The organism is Mycobacterium sp. (assembly GCF_035633495.1).
Taxonomy (GTDB): domain Bacteria; phylum Actinomycetota; class Actinomycetes; order Mycobacteriales; family Mycobacteriaceae; genus Mycobacterium.
This window is the reverse complement of record NZ_DASQEU010000116.1, coordinates 54,055-76,515: the sequence shown is the minus strand read 5'-3', so window position 1 is coordinate 76,515 and position 22,461 is coordinate 54,055. Positions and strand designations below refer to the sequence as shown.

Genomic DNA, 22,461 nt, shown 5'->3' with positions numbered 1-22,461 from the left:
TCCCATCCTCGGGCGGTTACCGGTCTCAGGCCAGGGGGCCGACGACACGTTCGGCGGCTCGGACCAGCGCGCCGGATCGGGCCATTCCGACGACTGCGGCGATCTCCGGCGCCAGGAAGCGGTCAGGGCCTGGTCCTTCGACGCGCTCACGCAGCGCACCGATCACCGCGCCCGTGGCAGGCGAGGGCGTCAACGGGCGACGCATGTCCAGACCCCTTGCGGCGGTGAGCACCTCGATCGCGAGCACGGTCGTCAATCCGTCGATGGCGCGGCGCAACTTGCGCGCCGACGACCACCCCATGGAGACGTGATCCTCTTGCATGGCCGACGACGGAATCGAGTCTGCGCTCGCCGGGTTGGCCAGTCGTTTGAGGTCGGAGACGATGCCGGCCTGCGTGTACTGGGCGATCATGTGACCGCTGTCGACGCCGGGATCGTGGGCGAGGAACGGGTTGAGGCCGTGGCTCCGATTGACGTCGAGAAACCGGTCGGTCCGTCGCTCGCTGATGCCGGCCAGGTCGGCCACCCCGATCGCGAGGAAGTCGAGCACGTAGGCGACGGGCGCGCCGTGGAAGTTGCCGTTGGACTCGACGCGGCCGTCGAGGGTGACCACCGGGTTGTCGATCACGCTGGCCAGTTCCCGCTCGGCGACCGTCCGTGCATGTTCCATAGTGTCCCGAACCGCGCCGGCGACCTGCGGTGCGCAGCGCAGCGAGTAGGCGTCCTGCACGCGCGCGCAGTCGGGGGTCTGGTGGCTGGCGACGATCGCGGAGTCGGCGAGCAGGCGGGTCATGTTCGCGGCGGCGACGGCTTGGCCCGGGTGCGGGCGCAGCTGCTGCAGGTCGGCGGCGAACACGCGGTCGGTGCCGAGCTGGCCCTCGACGCTCATGGCGGCGGCGATGTCGGCGAGTCGCAGCAGGTCGTCGAGGTCGGCCAACGCGAGGACCAGCTGACCGAGCATCCCGTCGGTCCCGTTGATCAGCGCGAGACCCTCCTTCTCGGCGAGCGTGACGGGGGACAGGCCGTGTTCGGCGAGGGCGTGGGCGGACGGTTTGAGTTCACCGGTGCGCGTCCGCACGTAACCCTCGCCCATGACCGAGAGCGCCACGTGCGCCAAGGGCGCCAGGTCGCCGGAGCATCCCAGGCTGCCGTACTCGTGCACCACCGGCGTCAGTCCGGTCGAGATCAGGCCGGCGTAGGCCCGTGCGGTGTCGAGGCGGACGCCGGTGCGTCCGGTGGCCAGCGTCGAGAGGCGCAGCAGCATCATCGCGCGGATGACCTCGCGCTCGACCTCCGGCCCCGAGCCCGCCGCGTGCGAGCGGATCAGGCTGCGTTGCAGCTGAGTGCGGCTCTCCTTGGGGATGTGTCGCGTCGCCAACGCGCCGAAGCCGGTCGAGACGCCGTACACCGGCATGGGTTCGTTGGCGAGAGCCTCGATCGCGATGCGGCTGGCGTGGATGGCCGCCGCGGACTCCTCGGAGAGCACCACCTGGGCGTCCTCGCGGGCGACTGCAACCACGTCGTCGAAGCCGACCGGTCCAATCCCGACGGTCACCGTCATGTGTCGAGATCCTCTTGTGTCGTTGGACGGGCTATACCCCGTGCCAACCGTAGTCCCGACCCTCGATGGGGCGGACGAGATCGGTCAGTCGGACTGGCACCGTTCGCAGAGGCCCCAGAAGGTGACCTCCGCCTCGCGGACGTGAAACGCGCCGGCGTCCTTCGGGGTGAGGCAGGGCGCCCGGCCGACGGCGCAGTCCACGTCGTGCACCGCTCCGCACGATTCGCAGACGAGGTGATGATGGTTGTCGCCGACGCGGCGCTCGTAGAGGGCCGCCGAACCCGCCGGCTCGAATCGCCGAGTCAGCCCAGCTCGCGTCAGGTCGTTGAGGACCATGTACACCGCCTGCGGCGAGGTGCCGGGGAGGTCACCTGAGATCAGGTCGAACACGGTGTCGGCACTCGAGTGCGGAGACGTCTCGAGCGCCCTGAGCACCGCCACCCGACCCGACGTCGCACGCAGTGCGGCACCTCGGAGTTCCTGCTTGTAGCGGGTGATCGCATCGCCGACGCTCATGAGGCGAGCTTAGCATGACCTAACCAATATAATAAGCTTGTCCGTTTATTGACTAGATCAAAACACGGCGTATCGTAGAGCCATGACCACTACCAACCACGAAGTCCTCACCAACGAGTTCGTTGCCTCGCCGACGCTCGCCGCCGATTTACAGGCAATCCTCGTCGGGCTCTTGGAGCTGCAGAACCAGGCCAAGCAGGCGCACTGGACGCTGGTGGGTCCGCAGTTCCGTTCCACTCATCTGGAGCTCGACGAGGTCGTCGATACCGTCCGCGAGTACGCGGACTCCGTGGCCGAGCGCATGCGTGCACTCGAAGCGGTGCCGGACGGGCGCACTGGCACGGTCGCCAGTACGAGCACGCTTGACGAGTTTCCCGAGGGAGAGGTCAGCGTCGAGCGAGCGGTCGCGGTGATCGCCGAACGAATCTTGGCCGTCGTCAACGTCATTCGTGCCGTACACGACGAAGTCGACGCGCAGGATTCGACGAGTGCCGACATTCTGCACACCGTCCTCGAGGGGCTGGAGAAGCAGCGGTGGATGTTCACCGCGCAGCTGCGCCACCTCTCCGACTAGTCGCGCCGACCGGCGGCTTGGGTCTCCACCAGCGACCAGTAGCGACGTTCGCGTTCGGTTGGCTCGTTGGAGGTGATGGCGCCGAAGGCGGCGGCGTCGCGCGCGAATCGTGCCGGGGCGTCGGGCTGCGCGTCGGGGCCCTCCAGGCGGAAGCAGCTCGGCGCGAGGGGGCCGAACAACAGGGCGCGACGCAAGTCGGGCCAGTTGTCCAGGTGAGGCTCGACAGTTGCGGCGCGCGCGAAGGTGAGCGCTGCCAAGTTCATTCGGCTCTTCTGCGTTGCTCCCCGCCGAGCGCGGTACGCGTCGACCGCGCTGCGTTGCTCGGTATCGGTCGCCGCGGCAATTGCGCCGCTCCACGCGTAGGCGATCCACCTGGCCTGCAACTCCAGCGGCACGAAGTATCCGCCGGACTGGTCCCACATTCCCATGAACGCCAGCCCCGGGAGATCGGGGTGAAACGTGTACCGGTCGGCGTCCAGGTGCACGGCGTCGAGGTCGAGGACGGTCCTGACCTCTTCGCTCAGGAACGGCAGGCCGAGCTCGAAACCGGTGCCGCATACGATGCCGTCGAAGTCGTCGGCGGTCCCATTCGCGAAGGTCACCGTCGTGCCCGCGATCGACGTCATCCACGGCCGCACCGTGATCCGGCCCTCCGCGACGAGCGGCAGGTGCTGCTGACTGAGCGTGACCCCGGCGGCGAACAGGGACGGGTCGGGTGCCGGTGCCCCATACTGCTCCGGGCTGCCCCCCGCCTCGACGACGATCTCCTTCAGCTGCCGGTCGATCTCCGCTGCGGGCAGGGTCTCGCTCGCGAGCACTCCGTATCGCGTGAAGATCCGGTGATCTGACGGGACGCCGGCGGCGAACTTGGGAAGAACGTATCTCTGGCGCCGCTGGGTGACGACCACCCTGGCGGCGCCGAGTTGGGCGAGTTCGGCCGCTACCTCCAGGGCGCTGACGGCGGCGCCGGCCACCAGGACCCGCTTGCCGCGAAGGGAACCGGGGCCCCGGTAGTCATAGGTGGACGACACCCCGGCCGATCCACCGAAGGTGTCCAGCCCGACGACGGTTGGGATGACGGAGTTATGAAACCTGCCAGTGGCCACCACGACTCGGTCGAATTGCTCGTCGGCACCGGCGTGACGCACGAGCCATCCCCCGTCGTACCGGCCGAGGTGGTCGACCCTGGTGTCGAACCGGATGCGTGGGATCAGGCCGAACGTCTGGGCATACCGGTGCAGGTAGTCGAGGATGTCGCGGCTCGAGGGAAAGACCGCGTCGCTCTGGGGCTCGAGGTCGCTGAACGCCGTGAGGACGCGACTGGTGTTGGTGTGCATGCCGGGCCACACGCCGCTGCGGCCGGGCAACCCCGCCCACTGCCCGCCGAGCACTGAATCCCGTTCGAAGATCGTCGGCTCGAACCCTTGCGACTGCAGCCATCGTGCTGCGACCAGCCCGCCCGGTCCGGCCCCGATCACGGCGACGCTCCCCGTCATCGGGGAACTGTCGCACGACACGAGCCCACCGCGTGAGCGTTCTCGTGTGCGCCGCCGAAGCCAACGCCGTTGCGGTGCTCCGGCTGTGACGCCGAAGTCTTGACATCGCCGGTGATATCGAGTTCGAGGAGGATCCACGGTCGGGGCGTTGAAGAGCCCTGTTGCGGACCGCAGTGCCGGGCCGCCGAATTATTCGGCTGTCGCGAATCGCGCGTGATTCGACGTTTGGGCTTTATTGTGTCGCTGTGCCAGAGATGGATCGTCGCAACCTTCTGTTCATGTCGGGGCTCGGCCTGCTGGCCGCAGCCATCCCCGCTCCCGTGGCCGGCGCGCTGCCCTCGGGAACTCGGACGCCCCCGCTGGTGCCGCCGCCCGAGACGGCCACGCCGGCCTTCCTCTTTCACGACGAGTTCGACGGCCCGGCGGGTTCGGCTCCCGATCCGTCGAAGTGGACCATCTCGACAGCCCGCGAGATGATCAAGAATCCGGTGTTCTGGGACCGCCCCGAGAACATGGGGCAGTACCGCAACGATCGCAGTAACGTCTTCCTCGACGGCAAGTCCAACCTGGTCATCCGCGCCACGAGGGAGAACGGCAAGTACTTCGGCGGCAAGCTCACCGGTAATTGGAGGGGCGGTATTGGCCTCACCTGGGAAGCGCGGGTGAAGTTCGACTGCCTGACGCTGGGGTGTTGGCCCGCCTGGTGGCTGCTGAACAACGATCCCGTTCGCGGCGGTGAGGTCGACCTCGTCGAGTGGTACGGAAACGGCAACTGGCCGTCGGGAAGCACCGTCCACGCTCGATTGGACGGGACGTCGTTCGCCACCCAGCCGTTCGACGTGGACAACGCGTGGCACGTCTGGCGTTGCACGTGGAACGACGCCGGGATGTACTTCTGGCGCGACTACGTCGACGGCGCAGAGCCCTACTTCTCGGTTCCCGCCAACTCCCTCGACGACTGGCCGTTCAACGACCCCGGCTACCAGCTGACCCCGATGCTGAACCTCGCGGTCGCCGGCTCGGGTGGCGGCGATCCCAGCGTTGGTACCTATCCGGCGGACATGCTCGTCGACTGGGTTCGCGTGTGGTGACAGCGCACTCGCGCTGACGGACTTCGAATTAAACGCACCTTCTCTTCGTCGAGCTAGTCGATGAACTAGTGCACGTTGGAGAAGGAGGACGTTCGCCGCCATCGCCGGAGGCGCCATGGTCACGCTCGGGATCGTCGGGGCGACCATCGCCCAGGCTGCACCGGGTGCCGTTGCCGATTCGACGATGTCGACGGGGACCACCAGTACCGTCACCACTGCACCTGGCACCCGTCCAATTCCCATGGCGGAGCCCAGCATCAAGGGTCCCGCGCCTCTGCCCGTGGAAGAGCAGGGACTGCCTGGCTGAGCAGGTGTCACCTGGCAGTCTTGCTCAGGACCAGCCCGCTAGGAGCGGGGAAGTGGCGACCCGCAAACGTGACTGGCCTCGAGTCGAGGGATGGCTTCGGTCGGTACCGCTGGTAGGCGTTGCCGCGAGCAATTCCCGTAGCGGCTCGGCCGTCCGCGGGTGTCAGGATGATGGGCCGAACGCGGGGAATGCCATCCCCGTGTGCGCCTCCGCCAGTGCGGGCGGGAGAATCGGTCTCCACACTCGAAAGGGAGGTTCACATGCTGAGCGACTTTCCTGACGTGGTCATCACGGGTTTCGCGATGACCAACGCGCTCGCGAGCGACGCCGAAGACACCTGGGCTGCGCTGCTCGACGGCGGCAGCGGCATCCGCCAACTGTCGGGTTCGTTCGTCGAGGAGCTCGGACTGCCGGTCACGATCGGCGGCCAGCTACTCGAGGACTTCGACACCGAATTGAGCCGGGTGGAACTGCGCCGCCTGTCCTACCTGCAGAAGATGGCCGTGGTGCTGAGTCGCCGCGCGTGGGCCAACTGTGGTGCGCCCGAAATGGACCCCACCCGGCTCGCAGTGTCGGTGGGCGCCGGCTTCGGGAACGGGGAGGAGATGATCCTCGGTTACCTCGAGATGCGGAACCGGGGGCTCAAGGCAGTGTCGCCCCTGGCCGTCCAGATGTTCATGCCGAACGGGCCCGCCGCGGCGATCGGCCTGGATCGAGCCGCCCGTGGCGGCGTACAGGCGCCGATGATGGCCGACGCCTCCGGCGCGGGTGCGATCGCCCAGGCGTGGCAGCAGATCGTCTTCGGCGACACCGACGTCGTCATCTGTGGCGCCGTCGAGTCGCCGATCGAGGGCGTGCCCATCGCGGCGTACTCCCAGATCGACGGCGTGATGTCGACCGACAACGACGATCCTGCGGGCGCTTGTCGACCGTTCGACCGGGACCGGCACGGCATGGTCCTCGGTGAGGGCGGCGCGCTGCTGATCATGGAGACCGAGGTTCACGCCAAGGCGCGGGGCGCACGCATCCTGGCCCGAATGCTCGGAGCGGCGACCACCTCCGACGGCTTCGACGTCATGGCCTCCGACCCCGACGCCGAACAGGAGGCCCACGCCCTCGTGCGGGCCATCGAACTGGCGGGCCTCGCACCCGGCGACATCGACCTCGTCAACGCGCACGCGGCAGGCACCGTGGACGGCGACCTCGTCGAGGCGACCGCCCTGCGCAAGGCGTTCGGTGAACACCACCCCGCGGTGTATGCGCCCAAGGCTGCGCTTGGCAACACCTTTGGAGCCGCCGGCGCCGTGGAAGCGGTACTGACCGTGCAGGCGCTACGCGACGGCGTCGTGCCCCCGACCTTGAACCTGAAGCAGCTCGACGAGCGGATCGACCTGGACGTGGTCACCGGCCGGCCCAGACGGTCCGATTACCGCCATGCGGTGAGTGACACCTTCGCCTTCGGGGGGCACAACGTGGTGCTGGTCTTCGGCAAGTACTGAGGCGCGTCCTCGGCCTCAGACGGCGACGGCCTTCTCGAGGTCGGTGAGCGAGTCCTCCAGGTGCATCAGCAGTCGCTGCAGATGTGGCACGCTGCGCCGGCAGCCGACGAGGCCGAAGTCGAGATTGTCGGCATTGTTGGTCAGCGTGATGTTCAGGGCCTGGCCGTCCAGCGCGATCGACAGTGGATAGTTGCCGTCGAGGCGGGCGCCGTTCCAGTACATCGGCTCTCGCGCACCGGGCACGTTGGAGATGACGATGTTGAACGGCGGCGGCGCCGTCGACACGAATCCCGGCACCACGCCGAGTGCGATGCCGGACACCAGGAAGGCCGACAGTGCGAGAGCCTGTGTCCGCGGAAGGTCGGCGAACACCTTCTTGTTGTCACGCATCGACGTGCTGATCGCGTCGAGTCGCTTGGCCGGGTCCTCGATGTCGGTGGCCAGGTTGCAGAGGATCGTGCCGACCATGTTTCCGCCGGCGTCCTGCTCGTGGTCCCCGCGCAGGCTGACCGGCACCATGGCGACCAGCGGCGTGTCCGGCAACGCATCCTGCTCGATGAGATAGGCGCGCAGCGCGCCGGAGCACATGGCTAGCACGACGTCGTTGACGGTGACGCCCGCGGCGGACTTGATGGCCCGGATCCGCGCCAGCGGCCACGACTGCGCGGCCGCCCGCCGGGCTCCCCCGATGGGGACGTTGAACATCGTCTTGGGCGCACGGAACGGCAGGGTGAGTTGCTGTTCCAGCAGCGCGGCCTTGGCGATCGAGAGACCGGACGGCGCCAGCGACGCCAGTGCTCCGACGGTGCCGGTGATCGACTGCAGAGTGGATTGGCCCCCGCCGGAATCCTTGCTCCTGCGCTTCGGGCCGAGCGTCCACGGCACCCGGATCTCGTGGTCGTCGGGATCGGACGTCAACGACCGGATCATGAGGCGCTGGGCCGAGACTCCATCCAGCAGCGAGTGGTGAACCTTCGTATAGACGGCGAAGCGCCCGTCTTCGAGGCCCTCGACGAGGCTCGCCTCCCACAATGGCCGGTGCCGGTCGAGCAGGGTGCCGTGCAACCGCGAGACCAACTCGAGCAACTCGCGCACCCGGCCGGGCCGCGGAAGCCCCGAGCGGCGGAGGTGGTAGTCGATGTCGACAACGTCGTCGAACGCCCACGCGAGGTTGGAGATGCCGCCGAGCAACCTACCGGGATGCTTGCGAAACGTCGGTTGGAAGTCGTCGTCCTCGACGATCGTCTCGTACATGTCGCGGATGAATTCCGGCCCGGCGCCCTCGGGCGGCTTGAACAGCTGCAGGCCCGCGACGTGCATCGGGTGTTCACGGGATTCGCCGATGAGGAACATCGAGTCGGTCGGCGAGATCAGCTTCATGGACGTGACGGTACCCACACCTCCTGTGATTCACTCGTCGCACCGGCAAATGCGTGGCGGATCGTCACCGGCGAAGGGTCTTGGCGCGGAGTGCAACTGACCGCCTCGACTAATCTGGCCGGGTGGGGACCGAGGATGAACTGGTTGACAGGCCATTCAGCACGATCGTGCGGACTCGTCCTCAGCAACGCATCCTGACCGCCGCCCCTGGACCTCATCGGCGCCCACGGCGTCAGCGGCACCTCGCTGCAGATGATCGCTGACGCCATCGGGGTGACCAAGGCCGCCGTCTACCACCAGTACAAGTCCAAGAACCAGATCGTCATCGCGGTCACCGAGAACGAGTTGGCCATCCTCGAGGACGCGCTCGTCGCCGCGGAGGCAGACGAACGGCGTCAGCAGGCCCGCAGGACCCTGTTGATCCAGCTGATCGATCGGGCAGTCACCCGGCGTCAATGGGTCGGCACCCTGACCAGCGACCCCGTCATCGTGCGCATCCTCGTTGAACACCCGCCGTTCCAACGGTTCATGAGCAGGCTCTACGGCGTGCTCCTCGACCAGCGGGACGACACGCAGGCCAGGGTTGCCGCGGCGATCATGTCGGCGGCCACCGGGATCCGTGGTCAACCCCATCGTCACCGACCTCGACGACGACGTGTTACGCGCCAATCTGGTCGAGCTCATCCCGCGACTGCTCGGGCTGGACGCGGAGGTCTAGATCTCCAATGAGCATGCAGCCCTTGACGGCTCAGCCCTGCGGAAGTCGCACCACCTGGACGAAGAACTCGTCGATCTGACGAACCGCGTTCATGAACTGGTCGAGATCCACGGGCTTCGTGACGTACGCATTCGCGTGCAGTTTGTAACTGCGCAGGATGTCCTCCTCAGCGGCTGAGGTGGTGAGCACGACGACCGGGATGTGGTTGAGGTCGGGGTCGGACTTGATCTTCTCGAGCAGTTGCCTGCCGTCGTACTTCGGCAGGTTCAGATCGAGCAGGATCAGGTCGGGCGTCGGCGCGTTCTCGAAGGCGCCGCGCCGGTAGAGAAAGTCCAGCCCCTCCTCGCCGTCATGTGCGACGTGCAAGGTTGTTCTTGATCTTGTTGTGCTCGAAGGCCTCCCGCGTGATGAGCTCGTCACCGGGGTCGTCCTCCACCAACAGAACGTCGATCGGGCGACCGGCAGGTGTCATTCGGGTGTTCCTTCCAGGGTTGCCGCGGACTGGTCGTCCGAGGCGGCGGTGGGCTTGGGCACGGGCAGGGTGAAGCGAAACCGGGTTCCCTCGGTGTAGGACGTGTCGATCCAGATCAAGCCGCCGTGGTGCTCGACGATCTTCTTGCACAGTGCCAGACCGATGCCCGTTCCACCGTAGGCCTCGCGCCCGTGCAGGCGCTGAAAGATGATGAACACCTTGTCTACGAATTCCGGCGCAATGCCAATGCCGTTGTCCGAGAAGGTGAACAACCATAGGTCCTCGTCATCGTCCCGTCGGCACTCGATCGCGATAAGGGGCGCGACGCCGTCCCGCCGAAACTTCATGGCATTGCCGATCAGGTTCTGCCACAGCATCGCGAGCACGGTTGGATCCCCGACGACGCGGGGCAGCGGCTCGGCGGGACGGACGATCTCGGCGTCTGACTCCTCGATCGCCACCGTGAGGTTGGCGATCGCATCGTTCAACGCGGTGTCGAGATCGACCTCGGTCTGCGCCGCGTTGAGCCTGCCGACGCGCGAAAAAGTGAGCAGGTCGTTGATGAGCACCTGCATGCGCTTGGCGCCGTCGACGGCGAAGTCGATGTACTCGATGCCGCGTTCGTCGACCTTGTCACCGTACCGCTTCTCGAGCAGCTGGCAGAACGCCGTGACCTTCCGCAGTGGTTCCTGCAGGTCGTGCGATGCGACGTAGGCGAACTGTTCGAGCTCTGCGTTCGACCGGCGCAACTCGATGGTCCGCTCGTTCAATTGCGACTCGGCCGAGCGCGATGCGTCGAGTTCGACCACGATTCGCTGCCGCATGTTCTCGACGTCGACGGCGATGGCGCGGATGTCCTTCGGCCCCTGCGGGACGATTTTCGCCGCAAAGTCGCCCTTGGTGATCCGCCGACACGACGCCGCGAGCGAGGCCAGGGGGCGGGTGACCGCAGTTCGCATCACGATCGCGAGAGCGACCGCCATCGCCACCAGCACCGCCACTATGGCCCCGAGAACACCGTTGCGCCACCAGCGAATCTCATCCAGGTTCTGTATGCCCGCCGCGCGGGCTTCGCTGAGGTGGTCGTTCTGGGTGTCGAAGAGTCCGCGAAGCCGGTCGAATTCGGTCTTGCCGCGTTCGGCGACACCGGCGTCGAGCACGGCCGGAGTATTGGGTTCGACACTGGCGATGAGTGGTTCGGCGAACGACGAGCGCCACGACGCGGACGCCCGTTCGATCGCATCGAGATCGTCGATCAGCGCGGAGCGATCGCCTGCGCGCTGCCGAATCTCCTGCGCTGCCGTGGCTTCGGCTTCCCGGCCCGCGTAGTACGGGTCCAGGAATTGGCGATCGGCGGAGATCGCGTACCCCCGGATCGCCGTCTCCTGGTCGCGCAGCGCCGCCTGCAGCCGATACGCCGCCGAACGCGACGGCTGCACTTCGTCGATCAGTTCGCGGGACACCTCGTCGTACCGGTGCAACAACAGCGCACCCGCTATCCCGGCACCGAGGACGAGTACGCCCATGATGGACAGCACCAGGGTCTGCCAGCCCTGCACGGTGAGCCAGGAAACGCGTCGCGGAGCCGGCGATTCGCTCGGTGGGATCACCCCCTTCGTCACCGCCTCAGTCACCGCACGGTCCGTTCCACTCGCACGACGGCGACGTCGTCGGAGAGCCCTCCGTGTAGTCCTGCTCGTTCCTCGGCACCCTCGATGAGCGCATCGACGAACGCCTCACCCGGCAGATTCGCCTTCGACCGCGCCAACTGGAGCAGGCCGTCCTCGCCCAGTCGCTCGTTGCCGACTCCGGCGTGCCCCTCGAACAATCCGTCCGTCAGCAGCACCAGACCGTGTCCCGCCGGCAGTTCGAATCTAGTCAGCGGCCACTTGGTGCCGCCGATGCCAAGGGCCGGTCCCGCGGGTGGCTCGAGCCATTCCACCGAGCCCGCGCCGTGCACCAACATGCCGGGATGCCCTGCGCGGACCGCGGTGAAGCCGAGGTCGTCGGGAGAGATGGCGATGCTGAGCACCGTCGCGAAGATGGCGCTGCCAGGACTCTCGGCGTGAAGGATTCGCTCCAGCTGGCGCATGCGTTCGTTCCCGCGAAGGCCGGCGAACGTGAGCGCCCGCCAGCCGATGCGCAACGCGACGCCGAGGGCAGCCTCATCGGGTCCGTGCCCGGAGACGTCGCCGACTATCACGTGCACGGTCCGGTCCGGGGTCTGGACGAAGTCGTAGAAGTCGCCGCCGAGGAGGGCGTTCTCCCGGCTCGGGCGGTACTTGGCCACGATGTCGACGCCCGGGTCGTCAAGGAGTAGCGGTGACGGCAGCAGGCCGCGCTCGAGGCGCGCGTTCTCCTGGGCTCGAAGCTCGCTGGAGCGCAGATCCGCCGACGTGAGCTCGGCCCTCTTGCGTTCGATCGCGTAGAGCAGGGCCCGGCGCAGCACGTCGGCGTCGACGCGACCCTTGACCAGATAGTCCTGCGCGCCGGAGGCGAGGGCCGAGGTGCCGAAGTGTTCGTCGTTCAGGCCAGTGAGCACGACGATCGGAATGTCGGGGTCGCACTTCGTGATCCGGTCGAGTGCGACGATCCCGTTCGCGTCGGGCAGATTCAGATCGAGCAGCACGCAATCGGGCCGCAGCCGGGCCAGTTCGCGCTCCGCCTCGGCCATCGACGAAGCCCAGGCCATCCGAATGTCGATGTCGGCGTCTGTGACCAGTTCCTCGACGAGCAGGGCGTCTCCGCGGTCGTCCTCGACCAGGAGCAACGAAAGGGGCCGAGTCTGGACGCCGACCGCTGCCCCACCCGTCGGGTCGGGGCCGCGCAGGGAACCCACCGGCAACCACATCCTTCGAACGTCGCAATGAGGTGCTGCCCCTGCTTGACAGTCACGTGACAGTACCGGGGACGCCCCGCTACCGCGGACACTGCGCCGAGCGGGCCCGTCGAAACCCGACCTAGCCGCGGAGGGCGGCGACGGCGTCGTCGACCGTCGAATACAGCGCCAGAAACTCGTCGAGCTTGGTCAACTGGATGGGGCGGGCGGTGACCGGTCCGCTGGCCACCACCGCGAATTTTCCCGTGCCGCCGATTCCTTCGTGGGTCTCGGCAAGTATCCGCAGGCCAACCGACGCGAGGAACGTCACGGCCGTCAAGTCGATGACCAGTGCGTTCGGCCGCTCGCCCAGAAGATCGGCCAAGACCTCCTCGAGTGACGGTGAGGTGGCGAGATCCACCACCCCGTCCACCGACAACACGGTGTACCCGTCCCGTCGCTCGACCGACGTCGAGATCGCATCGGCTGGTGACAACGGCCATCCCTCCCTAACGAACCTCGTTGATCATCGTCGTCGCGCACGATGAGCCTAGTGCCCGCGATCGTTCCGCTGGACACGAAACCGGTTTGCGGCGACTGCTTCACCCGTGAGGTTAATGTCAAGATCAGTGACTCGCCGAGTGGTGTGAGCGTGCAACTTCGGCAGAAACGGTTGCAAATGGCATTCTCCGGGAACACACGCAAGTGATCGTTGACGCGCTGGTTCCGGTTGCCCGCCGCCGGGGCTCCACCTGATGGTCGCTGACGACTTCCTCGCCGCCTACTCCGCAGCGCTGCGACGGCATCTCGACAAGGGCGGCGAGGCCAGTCTCGCGGCGGGCCACGATCTCGGCCGCAGGGCCTCACAGGACCGGGTCAGCACTGCGGCGATCGTCGAGAGTCACTTCCAACTCCTCGAGGAGACGCCCGCGTCGTCTGCCATGACTGCCTTGCCGTTCCTCCTCCGAACGCTGGCCGCCCTGGACGCCGCCACCCGCGGGTTCATCGACCGGGCCAAGCGCTATGAGCAGCAACGCGCCAGGGCCGACGAGCTCGAGGACCGCACCGCGTTCCGCACCGCGTTGGTGAACTCCTTGCAGGAGGGGTTCTTCGTCGTCGACCGCGCGGGCACCGTCATCGAGGTCAACGAGGCCTTCGCCGCCATCACCGGTTGCGGGTCCGACGGGTTGCCCTACGAGTGGCCCTACCCGTGGCTGGTCGACGAGGACGCCGCGAGCGGGCGGCTTTCCCAACTCGTCGAGAACGGCAGCCTTCAGTCCGAAACGCCGGTTCGACACCGTGACGGTCGAATCACGTGGGCGGCGGTGAGCATCAACTCGGTCACTGCAGACGGCGACGACCGGGACGCGTACGTCGGGACGATCCGCGACGTCACGGCGGCGCGGGCCTTGGCTGCCCGCGAGAATGCAGTCGTGCGGCTGGCCACCGCGGTGGGAGTAGCCACCAGCGTCGCCGAAGTGCTGGACATCGTGCTCGAAGAGTTGCGAACGGCGATCGATCTCCAGCGGGTCATCGCCGTCATGTGGACGAAGTCGGGTACCGATCCCGAGGTTCAGGTTGCGGAGTCGCCGGAACCGACCAGCTGGGGCGATCTCGACCCGTTACTGCAGGCGAGATTCGAGGAGGCGCTGGATTGGCCCCCGCTGTCGGTGCGGGCGATCGGAACGGCGGAGCCGTCCGGGCCCTGGCTGGGGCTGATGGTGGTGCTGTCCGGGTCGGGGCCCACCGCCTTGTGGCTGCAACATCGCACACCGCGCTTCGTCGGGGAGGACGATCGGCTGCTCGTCACGGCTCTCGTCGGGCACCTGAGCTTGGCCGTTCAGCACGTCCGCCAGTTCGAGAACGCCCGGGAGGCGTCGCTGACCCTGCAGCGGACGATGACGCCGACGACGAAGCCACCGGTCGGCTTCGCGGTCCGGTACGACCCGGCGGTCTCTCCGTTCGAGATCGGCGGCGACTGGTACGACGTGCTCGCCGTGGGTGACCACCACATCGGCATCATCGTCGGCGACTGCGTGGGCAGCGGCCTGTCGGCGGCCGCGGTGATGGGGCAACTTCGCAGCTCGGCCCGGGTGTTGCTGATCAACGGAGCCGCCCCCGGCCGAATCCTCGACGAACTCGACTCGGCGGCGGCGCTCATCGCCGGTGCGTATTGCACGACCGTCTTCGTCGGCATCATCGACACCGACTCGGGGGAGATGACCTACAGCAGCGCGGGCCACGTTCCCGCTCTGCTCGCCGTGCCCGGCGGGACACCGGAAACGCTGACGGGCGCCACTTCGGTGCCGCTGGGGGTGCAGAAGTCGGGCCCACGACCGCAGGCTTCGAAGTTCCTCTCGCCGAGTGCCACGTTGATGCTGTACACCGACGGACTCGTCGAGCGTCGAGAAGACCTGATCGACAACGGGATTCACCAAGCGGGCCAAGTGCTTGGCGAAACCATCGAATCCCCGGCGGAGGTCGTCGCGGACGCCGTGCTGAGCCAATTGGCGCCGAAGGACGGGTTCGACGACGACGTCGCGATCGTGGTCTATCGACGGCCACCCGCACCGCTGGAGATCGACGTGCTGGCGACGCCCGATCAGCTGAGCGACGTCAGAGGCCAGATCACCAGGTGGCTGAGGGCGACCGGCATCCCCGACGACCTCGCCGGGGACATCGTGCTCGTCGTGAACGAGGCGTGCACCAACAGCATCGAACACGGGTATCGCGCCACCGAACCGGGGCGCATGCTGGTGTACGCCGAAGCGAAGGGGCGCGGAATCTGCATCCGCTGCACCGATTTCGGCTCGTGGAAGCTGCCCGATGTCAACCCTCGGGTGCGCGGCCGAGGGGTGCCCCTGATGCGGGCCGTGAGTGGCGACGTCACCCTCAATGGGACCTCGACGGGCACGACGGTGACGATGACCTTCGAGCTCGACTAGTTGCGGGGCACCCCGAGGGCGAGAACGGCGGCGTCGTCCTCGACCCCGGGACCGAGATCGTCGACGAGGGCTTGCATGGCCGCCACGATTCCGTGCGCGTCGTTGGGTGAATGCGTCGTGGCGAACCGCAGGAGCTCGCCCTCGTCGTCGAAGCGTTCCGATCCGACACCCGTGCGTGCCTCGGTGTACCCGTCGGAATAGGCCACCAGGGTGTCGCCGGGCACCAACGTGATCCGCACGGACGTGAACGTCGGCTTGGCGAACAGTCCCACGGCCTGACCGCCGTCGGTCGGCACGTAGCGCGCGCTACCTTCGCGCTGTAGCAGGAGGGGTGGTGGGTGACCACCGGTGGCGATCTCGACGTCGAAACCGTTGGCGCACAGGGTGATCAAGCCAAAAAGTACGGTGCAGAACCATCCCCTCTCGGCGTGGGTGTCCTGCTTGAGGACGCTGTCGAGGGTCTGCAGGACACCGACGGGATGTTGGTCGTTCACGGCGGCGGCCCGCAACGTGTAGCGGGTCAGTGACGTCAAGGTGGCTGCGGCGACCCCCTTTCCGCAGACGTCACCGAGAAAGAAGCCGTACCTCTCACGGGACAGCGGGAACAGGTCATAGAAGTCGCCGCCGACGTCGCCGGCCGAGGGACTGTAATAGTGCGCCGCGGCCTCGAGACCGGGCGGCGGAGACAACGACGGCGGAAGAAGCGAAAGCTGAAGCGTCTCGGCAAGACTCACGGCCCGGCCGCGTTCCTCCTCGGCGCGCCTGCGCTCGGCGAGCAGTTCACGTTCGTAGGACCGACGGTCGGTGGCGTCGTCGGCGATGATGCGGACGAGGGCGGGGCGCCCTTTGGGGCCCGCCTTGACGTTCGCCGTGAGGAGAACGGGGATCCGCCGCCCATCCGACGCGACGAGGTCGACGGTGACGCCACTCAGGACGCCCGACGCCAAGAGCATCGGCGCGAAGTGCGTCTCGTAGTGGATGCGGCCGCCGACGGTGAGCAACGTCGTGAACGGAGTGCCGATCAGTGCCTCTCGCCGACGCCCCAGCCACGACGCCATGGTCGCGTTCACCGCGCGGATCTCCCCGTCGGGAGTGGTGACGACGTAGCCACATGGCGCGTTGTCGAACGCGTCCTGCAGGTCGTCGATGCCGCCCGTCACGGAGCGACCGCGAACGCGGCAATCGCTGCCGCGGTCTCGTCGGGTGCGCTGAGCTGCGGGCAGTGCCCGGTGGCGTCGATCGTGACGAGTTCACTGCCCGCGATGTGCTCGTGCGTGTACGCGCCGACCGAACGGGGCGCCAAGGTGTCGTGTGTGCACTCGATCACCAGCGCGGGTATGCGGACCAGGGGAAGATCGGCGCGGTTGTCGGAGAGGAACGTCGTGCGGGCGAACACCCGAGCCCTCGCGGGGTCGTTGCGGCAGAAGGCATCGGTCAGTTCCGCTTGTAGCTCCGGTCGATCGGGTGTGCCCATGACGTTCGGGGCCATGGCACGTGACCAGCCGAGGTAGTTGCTCTCCATCGACTCGAGAAGCTCGTCGATGTCAGCGCGCGAGAAACCGCCGGTGTAGTCGTCGTGGTCGAGGTAGCAGGGCGACGGCGTCAGGAGCACCAGCTTCGCGACGCGAGTCGAATCCTTGGCGACGACCAGCACGCCCATCATGGCGGCGACCGAGTGGCCGACGAAGACGACGTCCGTCAGATCGAGCCTCTCGACGATCTCGAGAACATCGTCGGCGTAACCCTGCAGCGACGAGTAGCGCTCGGCGTTCCACGCTCCTGGTTCGGACTGCCCGGATCCAACGTGGTCGAACAGGACGAGCCGAAACTGGTCCTGCAACCTGGAGGTGACCAGACGCCAGAGGCTCTGGTCGCAGCCGAACCCGTGAGCCAGCATCACAGTCGTTCCCGACTCGGGGCCAGCGAACGTCACGTTGTTCCTCGTGCGCACGTCCACCCGGCCATCCTTCCACGACGCCACCCCGCGGCGGCGATCGATCCTCACCCACTGAATTCGGAGCTTTCATTGCCCCGACGGTGGGTAATACCGCGGCATGGCAGATCGACGAATTCTCAAAGGGCGACGAGGTTGGATGGAAGAGCCACGGCGGTACGGCCGAAGACAAGGTCGAGAAGAAGATCACCAGCGACACGAAGGCGGCCAAGCGCACGGTCCGCGCGTCGAAGGACGATCCGCAGTATCTCTTCCGCAGCGACAAGAGCGGCGGTGAGGCGGTGCATCACCCGGAAGCCGTTCGCAAGGGGAAGGATTGAGGTACGGCGTTCACCCGCCGTCGGACGCGCTTGCGACGAGACGGCCGATCGGCGACTCGTCGAGTCGAGCGGCGAGGTCGCCGGGATTCTCGAAGACGGCGACCGCGTGCCGAATTCCCATGCCTGCCCGGGTGAAACGCAGAATGCGCCGAGTTTCCGCCATCGAGGTGTTTGTCGCCGTGGCGGTCGGGAACGCTGACGGAGCACGGAACGACGGCTACGAAGGAGACCGGAACACTGGCTCGAGTCAGGGTGAATCTCGTTATGACCAACACCAACAACGCACTTCAGTTCAGAGAGACTTGGGACGGGCTGTGGTCGTCCGAGTTCGGCCACTGGCTTCTCACCAGGGGCGTGCACATCGTGGTGGTGATCTTCGTCGCGATCGTGGCGACCCGCGTCATACGTCACCTCGCGGGCCGGATCCTCGGTGATCTCGTCCAGCTCACGGTCGCCGCCAACAATGACGCGGTGGGAACCGTGGAGGACGTCACGCTGCGGGTGACCAAGTTGCGGACCAGTGATGGAGATATGCTCACCGTGCCCAACGGGCAGATCGCGAAAACGCCTAACCTGGCCAAGGATTGGGCGCGTGCCGTCGTAGACATCCCCGTCCCCGCGTCATCGGACCTCAACCGCGTCAACGACGTTTTTAAGGACGTTTCCGAGCAGGCGATGGAGGACGACACCCTACCGTCCTTGCTTCTCGACCAGCCCGCACTGATGGGCGTGTCGACGTTTCGTGACCCGGCTCAGAAGGTCGTGAACAAGATGACCGCGGCGATGACGATGAGCCCGTCGTCGACGAGTTCGGCAAGTCGGGGTAGAAGGCGTCATAGCGGGCTGAACCGTGCCGGTCGGTGCAGCCAGACGTTTCGACGCGGCCCCGTTGGGGCACATGGACGTGGACCATGGCGGTCACAGCAACCATGCAGGAGGATTTGACCTTGAAGCGCGTGAAGGTGATGACGAGCGTGATGGCGGCGGGCGTGGTCCTGAGTGCCCTGAGCGGCTGCGGTGCGAAGGTCGAGGGTGGCGACACCTCGTGCAAGGACTACATGGCGGCCAACGACGCCGACCAGCAGACCGCAGTGTCGAAGATGCTGAAGGACGAGAAGGGCACCGACGCAGCCCAGCTCGAGATCACCGGAACGAAGTTGTCGGTTCAGACCTTCTGTCAGACCGCCGGCAAGGAGGACAGCAAGATCAAGGAAGCGCCGCACCTTTAGCTCCCTTTAGCTCGATGTGGTTTCGGTAGCATCCGGTCGGGTAGGTGGTCAGGGTGAAACCCAGCGCAGAGACCTTCGATAGTGCGGTGGTCGTCATCCCGGCACACGACGAGGCGAAGAGTCTTCCGCTGTGCCTGAAGGCGATTCTCACCGCCGCGGCATGTGCAGCCATGCCCGTGTTGACGATCGTCGTGCTGGATGCCTGCAGTGACCGAAGTGCCGATCTGGCAGGCCGATTCGGCGACGACGTCCATTTCGTCGAGGTGGACGCCAAGAACGTCGGGGCGTCGCGGGCTGCCGGCTTCGCCTACGCGCGTTCGGTGTGTGGCATCGAAGTATCCGACGAGGCGCGCATCTGGTACGCCACCACCGACGCGGACAGCCGGGTCGACGCCGATTGGCTGGTGCGCCAGATGGAGGCCGATGCCCACATGGTGCTCGGCGTCGTCCGCGTGACCAACTGGCGGCACTTCTCGGCGTCATCCATGCAGCGCTATCTGGCCGCCTACCGGGCCAAGTCGCACCGCCGAGGTGGGGGTCATGGTCACGTCCACGGGGCCAACATGGGTTTCAGAGCCGATACCTATTGGGGGATAGGCGGATTCGCCACTCTCCCGTCCCGGGAGGACGTCGACCTGGTGCGGCGCTTCGAGAAGGCTGGCCGTCGAATTCACCGGGATGCCGGCCTGTCCGTGGAGACCTCCGCCAGAAGCGAGGGACGGGCCCCGAGGGGATTCGCGGCGTACCTCAGATCGGTGTCGCGGCGCGGAGGCGCGGCATGACCGCCGCGCTGGTTCGGCGCTGGCTCGAGGCGGGCGAACTCCAGCTTCCGGCACCGGGTTCCGGCCGGACGGGCTCGCGGTGGTGGAAGCTGGCCGCGATGGCGGAGAACGACGTCGTGGCGGGGCGGTTGGCCGAGGCGCACACCGACGCGCTGGCAATCCTGTCCGAACTCGGCGGCCCGGCTCCCGCTGCGGGACAACTGTGGGGCGTGTGGGCGGCCGAGGCCCCGCAGTCCATCATCACCGTCCGCGAGGACGACGACGGTCGGGCCGTACTCGACGGGACCAAGGCGTGGTGCTCGGGCGCGGGAATCTGTACGAATGCCCTGATCACCGCGCGACGCGACGACAAACTGCGCGGGCTCTACGCCGTCGAACTCGGTCAGGACGGGGTGGCGCCCTTGCCGCAAAACTGGCGCAATGTCGGCATGCGCGAAAGCGACACCCGTTCGGTCCAGCTCAGCGGTGCGATCGGCGTGCCCGTCGGACTACCCGGTGAATACTTCGCCAGGCCGGGCTTCTGGCACGGGGCCATGGGGGTGGCGGCATGCTGGCTGGGCGGTGCCCGTGGCGTCGCCGCACCGCTCTACCGCGCCGTCGCGGACGAACATGAAGGCGCGACGGCCGACGTGCACGCACACGCCCACCTCGGCGCGGTCGACGCGGCGCTCGCCGCGGCGGAGGCGATGCTGGTGTCGGCGGCGTGCTTCGTCGATGCGGAACCGCACGATGGTCGCGCCGAGCTCATCGCGCGTCGGGTCCGGGCCGTCGTGGAACGTGCGGTCGACGAAGCCATCGTGCGCACGGGCCGGGCACTCGGGCCGGCTCCGCTGGTGCTGGACGGCCGGCATGCCCAGCGGGTCGCCGACCTGACGATCTATGTGCGGCAGAGTCACGCCGAGCGCGATCTGGCCGCACTCGGCAAGGTGGCGGCCAGGTGAGCACGACGACCTCGGGCAACGGCGCCAGGTTCGCCGCGCAACCGATCTCGGGTGGCGGCACCCCGACGGCCGAGTGGCGCGCATGGGTCGACGGGATTCCGGCCCTCGATCTCACCAATTGTCCGGCCCTGCTCGTCGTGGCACCTCACCCCGACGACGAGACGCTGGGCTTCGGTGCCACCGCATCATTGCTGCGCTCGCGCGGGGTCGAGGTCACCGTCGTGTCCGTCAGCGACGGAGGTGGTTCCGTCCCAGGGCTGTCACCCCTGGAACGACGATGGCTGGAGCGCGACCGTCGCGCGGAGTTGCGCAATGCCACCAAGGTCCTCGGCCTCGGCGAGCCGGTCTGCCTCGGACTGCCCGACGGTGAGCTGAGCGACGAGGAGCCTGAGTTGACCGCGTTGCTGGCCGACATGGTCACCGCGGGTCCGTCGGGGCTGTGGTGCGCCGCCACGTGGCGCGGTGACGGCCACCCCGACCACGAGGCCGTCGGTCGCAGCGCTGCCAAGGCGGTCGCGGGCACCGACGCGGTGCTCCTGGAGTACCCGGTGTGGATGTGGCACTGGGCGCGGCCGAACGATCCAGCAGTGCCCTGGCACCGGATGTCGATGATGCCGCACGACCGCGGGGCGGTAGCCCGCAAGCTGCAGGCGGTCGCGGCGTTCCAGTCGCAGTTCACGCCCTACGAAGCCGACATGGACGTGGTGTTGCCGCCGTTCGTCCTGCAACGACTGTTCGCGGTCGGAGAGGCGGTGATTCGCTGATGCAGCGGTTGCCCGACAGCTACTTCGACGACGTCTACGCCGCCGCGCGTGACCCGTGGCGACTCGCAGACCGCTGGTACGAGGAGCGCAAGTATGCGATCACCATGGCGATGCTGCCGCACCCGCGGTACCGCCACGCGTTCGAACCGGGCTGCTCCATCGGCACGCTGACCGAACGGTTGGTCGATCGGTGTGACCACGTCACCGCCTGCGACGTGGCACGAGCGGCACTCGACACCACACGCGATCGCGTCGGAGAGCGGCCGAACCTCACGCTGGACCGGGCGTCGCTCGATGCCGACTGGCCGAGGACCGACTTCGATCTGGTGGTGCTGTCCGAAGTGGCGTACTACCTCGCCGGGGACACATTGCGAAGAGTGCTGGACCGCGAGTGCGCGCGCCTCACCGCAGGCGCAACCATCGTCGCCGCACACTGGCGACATCCGGTAAGCGACTACCCGCTCTCGGGGGACGAGGTGCACGAGTTGATCGGCGCCACGGCCGACTTGAACGGCGTGGCCCGGTACCGCGACGACGACGTGGTCATCGACGTGCTGCAGAAGGGGCAGGCGAAGTCGGTCGCCGTGCGCACCGGCGTTCCGGGCGCGCGCGCCCAGCGCTAGCGGTCCGACACCAGCCGGAGATGGCTGCGCGGCGGACGGACGACGGCGGTGACGGCCCCCTCCACGGTGTCGGCGACCGGGAGCCCTCCGTCGGGATCGCAGATGTGGAGCACCCGGTCGACCTCGCTACCCGCCAACACCACCCAGTTCACGGCGTGCCGCGAACACATGACGTTGATTCGGTGCAGGATCGAAAACCCTTGCGTGCCAAAGAATTCAAGCGCTCGTAGGTCGACGATCAGACGGCTGACGGTGTCCAGTTCGGCCTCGACGTACTTGCTGAGCGCGAGTGCATTGGCCGCGTCGATCTCGCCTTCCGCGGTGACGAGCACGATCGAGGAGCGAATGAGCGACGTCGCGATCTGGACGCGTTCGCGTGGTTGCGGCGGTCTACCGGATTGTGTGCCGGGGGCTAGGGGCACGGTGATCTCCGTTGGGCAAAGTGCTCGAATATGAGACTTACGTCAAGAG

General features: G+C 67.2%; 24 protein-coding genes and 1 pseudogene. 13 read left to right on the top strand and 12 right to left on the bottom strand.

Features of this window, described 5'->3' with window-relative positions; genetic code table 11:
* Nucleotides 1–25: 25 nt before the first annotated feature.
* Complete coding sequence (gene hutH, locus VET27_RS17990; RefSeq protein ID WP_526520518.1) at nucleotides 26–1,561, bottom strand: histidine ammonia-lyase; 1,536 nt, start codon at nucleotides 1,559–1,561, stop codon at nucleotides 26–28.
* Nucleotides 1,562–1,645: 84 nt separating this feature from the next.
* Nucleotides 1,646–2,077 carry a Fur family transcriptional regulator gene (locus VET27_RS17985; protein ID WP_526520516.1) on the bottom strand — a complete coding sequence of 144 codons (432 nt, stop codon included), beginning with the start codon at nucleotides 2,075–2,077 and terminating at the stop codon, nucleotides 1,646–1,648.
* An 82-nt stretch (nucleotides 2,078–2,159) separates the two neighbouring features.
* Between VET27_RS17985 and VET27_RS17980 the strand changes: the two genes are divergently transcribed.
* Nucleotides 2,160–2,651, top strand: a complete 492-nt coding sequence (locus VET27_RS17980; RefSeq protein ID WP_526520514.1) for a Dps family protein — start codon at nucleotides 2,160–2,162, stop codon at nucleotides 2,649–2,651.
* Here the strand turns inward: VET27_RS17980 and VET27_RS17975 are convergent.
* The gene (locus tag VET27_RS17975) at nucleotides 2,648–4,147 is read right to left on the bottom strand and encodes a flavin-containing monooxygenase (RefSeq protein ID WP_526520512.1); all 1,500 of its coding nucleotides are present in this window, start codon (nucleotides 4,145–4,147) and stop codon (nucleotides 2,648–2,650) included. The genes VET27_RS17980 and VET27_RS17975 overlap by 4 nt on opposite strands.
* Nucleotides 4,148–4,401: 254 nt before the next feature.
* Between VET27_RS17975 and VET27_RS17970 the strand changes: the two genes are divergently transcribed.
* The 3 genes from VET27_RS17970 to VET27_RS17960 all read left to right on the top strand — a co-directional run bounded on the left by VET27_RS17970 (nucleotide 4,402) and on the right by VET27_RS17960 (nucleotide 7,044).
* Nucleotides 4,402–5,238 (top strand): glycoside hydrolase family 16 protein, encoded by an 837-nt coding sequence (locus VET27_RS17970; protein WP_526520599.1) that lies wholly within the window; start codon nucleotides 4,402–4,404, stop codon nucleotides 5,236–5,238.
* Between the two features lie 115 nt (nucleotides 5,239–5,353).
* Nucleotides 5,354–5,545 carry a hypothetical protein gene (locus VET27_RS17965; protein WP_526520510.1) on the top strand — a complete coding sequence of 64 codons (192 nt, stop codon included), beginning with the start codon at nucleotides 5,354–5,356 and terminating at the stop codon, nucleotides 5,543–5,545.
* Nucleotides 5,546–5,805: 260 nt separating this feature from the next.
* Nucleotides 5,806–7,044 (top strand): KasA/KasB family beta-ketoacyl-ACP synthase, encoded by a 1,239-nt coding sequence (locus VET27_RS17960; RefSeq protein ID WP_526520508.1) that lies wholly within the window; start codon nucleotides 5,806–5,808, stop codon nucleotides 7,042–7,044.
* A gap of 15 nt (nucleotides 7,045–7,059) precedes the next feature.
* Here VET27_RS17960 and VET27_RS17955 read toward each other — a convergent pair whose 3' ends face one another.
* A complete protein-coding gene (locus VET27_RS17955; protein ID WP_526520506.1) occupies nucleotides 7,060–8,424 on the bottom strand; it encodes a WS/DGAT/MGAT family O-acyltransferase in 1,365 nt (454 codons plus the stop codon).
* 252 nt (nucleotides 8,425–8,676) lie between these two features.
* On the opposite strand from VET27_RS17955, the gene VET27_RS17950 reads away from it, so the two are divergent.
* Nucleotides 8,677–9,153 (top strand): TetR/AcrR family transcriptional regulator, encoded by a 477-nt coding sequence (locus VET27_RS17950; RefSeq protein WP_526520504.1) that lies wholly within the window; start codon nucleotides 8,677–8,679, stop codon nucleotides 9,151–9,153.
* Nucleotides 9,154–9,172: 19 nt separating this feature from the next.
* Here VET27_RS17950 and VET27_RS17945 read toward each other — a convergent pair.
* From VET27_RS17945 to VET27_RS17930, 4 genes and pseudogenes are all read right to left on the bottom strand, one after another.
* Nucleotides 9,173–9,614: pseudogene (locus tag VET27_RS17945) on the bottom strand (response regulator).
* The gene (locus VET27_RS17940) at nucleotides 9,611–11,140 is read right to left on the bottom strand and encodes a sensor histidine kinase (protein WP_526520597.1); all 1,530 of its coding nucleotides are present in this window, start codon (nucleotides 11,138–11,140) and stop codon (nucleotides 9,611–9,613) included. Before VET27_RS17940 ends, VET27_RS17945 begins: the two are co-directional and overlap by 4 nt.
* A 104-nt stretch (nucleotides 11,141–11,244) precedes the next feature.
* On the bottom strand, nucleotides 11,245–12,384 hold the full coding sequence (locus tag VET27_RS17935) for a PP2C family protein-serine/threonine phosphatase (RefSeq protein WP_526520595.1): 1,140 nt from the start codon (nucleotides 12,382–12,384) through the stop codon (nucleotides 11,245–11,247).
* Nucleotides 12,385–12,574: 190 nt separating this feature from the next.
* A complete protein-coding gene (locus tag VET27_RS17930; RefSeq protein ID WP_526520502.1) occupies nucleotides 12,575–12,928 on the bottom strand; it encodes an STAS domain-containing protein in 354 nt (117 codons plus the stop codon).
* 259 nt (nucleotides 12,929–13,187) lie between these two features.
* Between VET27_RS17930 and VET27_RS17925 the strand changes: the two genes are divergently transcribed.
* Nucleotides 13,188–15,377 carry an ATP-binding SpoIIE family protein phosphatase gene (locus VET27_RS17925; RefSeq protein ID WP_526520500.1) on the top strand — a complete coding sequence of 730 codons (2,190 nt, stop codon included), beginning with the start codon at nucleotides 13,188–13,190 and terminating at the stop codon, nucleotides 15,375–15,377.
* On the opposite strand, the gene VET27_RS17920 is transcribed toward VET27_RS17925, so the two are convergent.
* On the bottom strand, nucleotides 15,374–16,537 hold the full coding sequence (locus VET27_RS17920) for a PP2C family protein-serine/threonine phosphatase (protein WP_526520498.1): 1,164 nt from the start codon (nucleotides 16,535–16,537) through the stop codon (nucleotides 15,374–15,376). The genes VET27_RS17925 and VET27_RS17920 overlap by 4 nt on opposite strands.
* Nucleotides 16,534–17,334: an alpha/beta fold hydrolase gene (locus VET27_RS17915; protein ID WP_526520496.1), complete on the bottom strand. Its 801-nt coding sequence runs from the start codon at nucleotides 17,332–17,334 to the stop codon at nucleotides 16,534–16,536. The genes VET27_RS17920 and VET27_RS17915 overlap by 4 nt, the downstream gene beginning before the upstream one ends.
* A gap of 80 nt (nucleotides 17,335–17,414) precedes the next feature.
* Here VET27_RS17915 and VET27_RS17910 point away from each other — a divergent pair, with 80 nt between their 5' ends.
* Nucleotides 17,415–17,651: an HVA1 family protein gene (locus VET27_RS17910; RefSeq protein WP_526520494.1), complete on the top strand. Its 237-nt coding sequence runs from the start codon at nucleotides 17,415–17,417 to the stop codon at nucleotides 17,649–17,651.
* Between the two features lie 10 nt (nucleotides 17,652–17,661).
* Here VET27_RS17910 and VET27_RS17905 read toward each other — a convergent pair whose 3' ends face one another.
* Nucleotides 17,662–17,814, bottom strand: coding sequence for a hypothetical protein (locus VET27_RS17905; protein WP_526520492.1), 153 nt, complete (start codon nucleotides 17,812–17,814; stop codon nucleotides 17,662–17,664).
* A 101-nt stretch (nucleotides 17,815–17,915) separates the two neighbouring features.
* Between VET27_RS17905 and VET27_RS17900 the strand changes: the two genes are divergently transcribed.
* From VET27_RS17900 to VET27_RS17875, 6 genes are read left to right on the top strand one after another with little or no spacing between them, the layout of a single operon-like run.
* A complete protein-coding gene (locus VET27_RS17900) occupies nucleotides 17,916–18,596 on the top strand; it encodes a mechanosensitive ion channel family protein (protein ID WP_526520490.1) in 681 nt (226 codons plus the stop codon).
* Nucleotides 18,581–18,880 carry a hypothetical protein gene (locus VET27_RS17895; protein WP_526520593.1) on the top strand — a complete coding sequence of 100 codons (300 nt, stop codon included), beginning with the start codon at nucleotides 18,581–18,583 and terminating at the stop codon, nucleotides 18,878–18,880. Before VET27_RS17900 ends, VET27_RS17895 begins: the two co-directional genes overlap by 16 nt.
* Nucleotides 18,881–18,933: 53 nt before the next feature.
* Complete coding sequence (locus VET27_RS17890) at nucleotides 18,934–19,662, top strand: glycosyltransferase family 2 protein (RefSeq protein ID WP_526520488.1); 729 nt, start codon at nucleotides 18,934–18,936, stop codon at nucleotides 19,660–19,662.
* Nucleotides 19,659–20,603, top strand: coding sequence for an acyl-CoA dehydrogenase (locus tag VET27_RS17885; protein WP_526520486.1), 945 nt, complete (start codon nucleotides 19,659–19,661; stop codon nucleotides 20,601–20,603). The genes VET27_RS17890 and VET27_RS17885 overlap by 4 nt, the downstream gene beginning before the upstream one ends.
* Nucleotides 20,600–21,367 carry a PIG-L deacetylase family protein gene (locus VET27_RS17880; protein WP_526520484.1) on the top strand — a complete coding sequence of 256 codons (768 nt, stop codon included), beginning with the start codon at nucleotides 20,600–20,602 and terminating at the stop codon, nucleotides 21,365–21,367. The genes VET27_RS17885 and VET27_RS17880 overlap by 4 nt, the downstream gene beginning before the upstream one ends.
* A complete protein-coding gene (locus VET27_RS17875; protein ID WP_526520482.1) occupies nucleotides 21,367–21,990 on the top strand; it encodes an SAM-dependent methyltransferase in 624 nt (207 codons plus the stop codon). Before VET27_RS17880 ends, VET27_RS17875 begins: the two co-directional genes overlap by 1 nt.
* On the opposite strand, the gene VET27_RS17870 is transcribed toward VET27_RS17875, so the two are convergent.
* On the bottom strand, nucleotides 21,987–22,412 hold the full coding sequence (locus VET27_RS17870) for an STAS domain-containing protein (RefSeq protein ID WP_526520480.1): 426 nt from the start codon (nucleotides 22,410–22,412) through the stop codon (nucleotides 21,987–21,989). The two genes, VET27_RS17875 and VET27_RS17870, sit on opposite strands and share 4 nt — an antisense overlap.
* Between the last annotated feature and the right edge of the window lie 49 nt (nucleotides 22,413–22,461).

Excerpts from the sequence above, each read along its gene's own strand:
- hutH (WP_526520518.1), bottom strand. The coding sequence starts at position 1,561 with ATGACGGTGACCGTCGGGATTGGACCGGTCGGCTTCGACGACGTGGTT.
- VET27_RS17985 (WP_526520516.1), bottom strand. The coding sequence starts at position 2,077 with ATGAGCGTCGGCGATGCGATCACCCGCTACAAGCAGGAACTCCGAGGT.
- VET27_RS17980 (WP_526520514.1), top strand. The coding sequence starts at position 2,160 with ATGACCACTACCAACCACGAAGTCCTCACCAACGAGTTCGTTGCCTCG.
- VET27_RS17975 (WP_526520512.1), bottom strand. The coding sequence starts at position 4,147 with ATGACGGGGAGCGTCGCCGTGATCGGGGCCGGACCGGGCGGGCTGGTC.
- VET27_RS17970 (WP_526520599.1), top strand. The coding sequence starts at position 4,402 with ATGGATCGTCGCAACCTTCTGTTCATGTCGGGGCTCGGCCTGCTGGCC.
- VET27_RS17965 (WP_526520510.1), top strand. The coding sequence starts at position 5,354 with ATGGTCACGCTCGGGATCGTCGGGGCGACCATCGCCCAGGCTGCACCG.
- VET27_RS17960 (WP_526520508.1), top strand. The coding sequence starts at position 5,806 with ATGCTGAGCGACTTTCCTGACGTGGTCATCACGGGTTTCGCGATGACC.
- VET27_RS17955 (WP_526520506.1), bottom strand. The coding sequence starts at position 8,424 with ATGAAGCTGATCTCGCCGACCGACTCGATGTTCCTCATCGGCGAATCC.
- VET27_RS17950 (WP_526520504.1), top strand. The coding sequence starts at position 8,677 with ATGATCGCTGACGCCATCGGGGTGACCAAGGCCGCCGTCTACCACCAG.
- VET27_RS17940 (WP_526520597.1), bottom strand. The coding sequence starts at position 11,140 with ATGGGCGTACTCGTCCTCGGTGCCGGGATAGCGGGTGCGCTGTTGTTG.
- VET27_RS17925 (WP_526520500.1), top strand. The coding sequence starts at position 13,188 with ATGGTCGCTGACGACTTCCTCGCCGCCTACTCCGCAGCGCTGCGACGG.
- VET27_RS17905 (WP_526520492.1), bottom strand. The coding sequence starts at position 17,814 with ATGGCGGAAACTCGGCGCATTCTGCGTTTCACCCGGGCAGGCATGGGA.
- VET27_RS17900 (WP_526520490.1), top strand. The coding sequence starts at position 17,916 with ATGACCAACACCAACAACGCACTTCAGTTCAGAGAGACTTGGGACGGG.
- VET27_RS17895 (WP_526520593.1), top strand. The coding sequence starts at position 18,581 with ATGCAGGAGGATTTGACCTTGAAGCGCGTGAAGGTGATGACGAGCGTG.
- VET27_RS17885 (WP_526520486.1), top strand. The coding sequence starts at position 19,659 with ATGACCGCCGCGCTGGTTCGGCGCTGGCTCGAGGCGGGCGAACTCCAG.
- VET27_RS17875 (WP_526520482.1), top strand. The coding sequence starts at position 21,367 with ATGCAGCGGTTGCCCGACAGCTACTTCGACGACGTCTACGCCGCCGCG.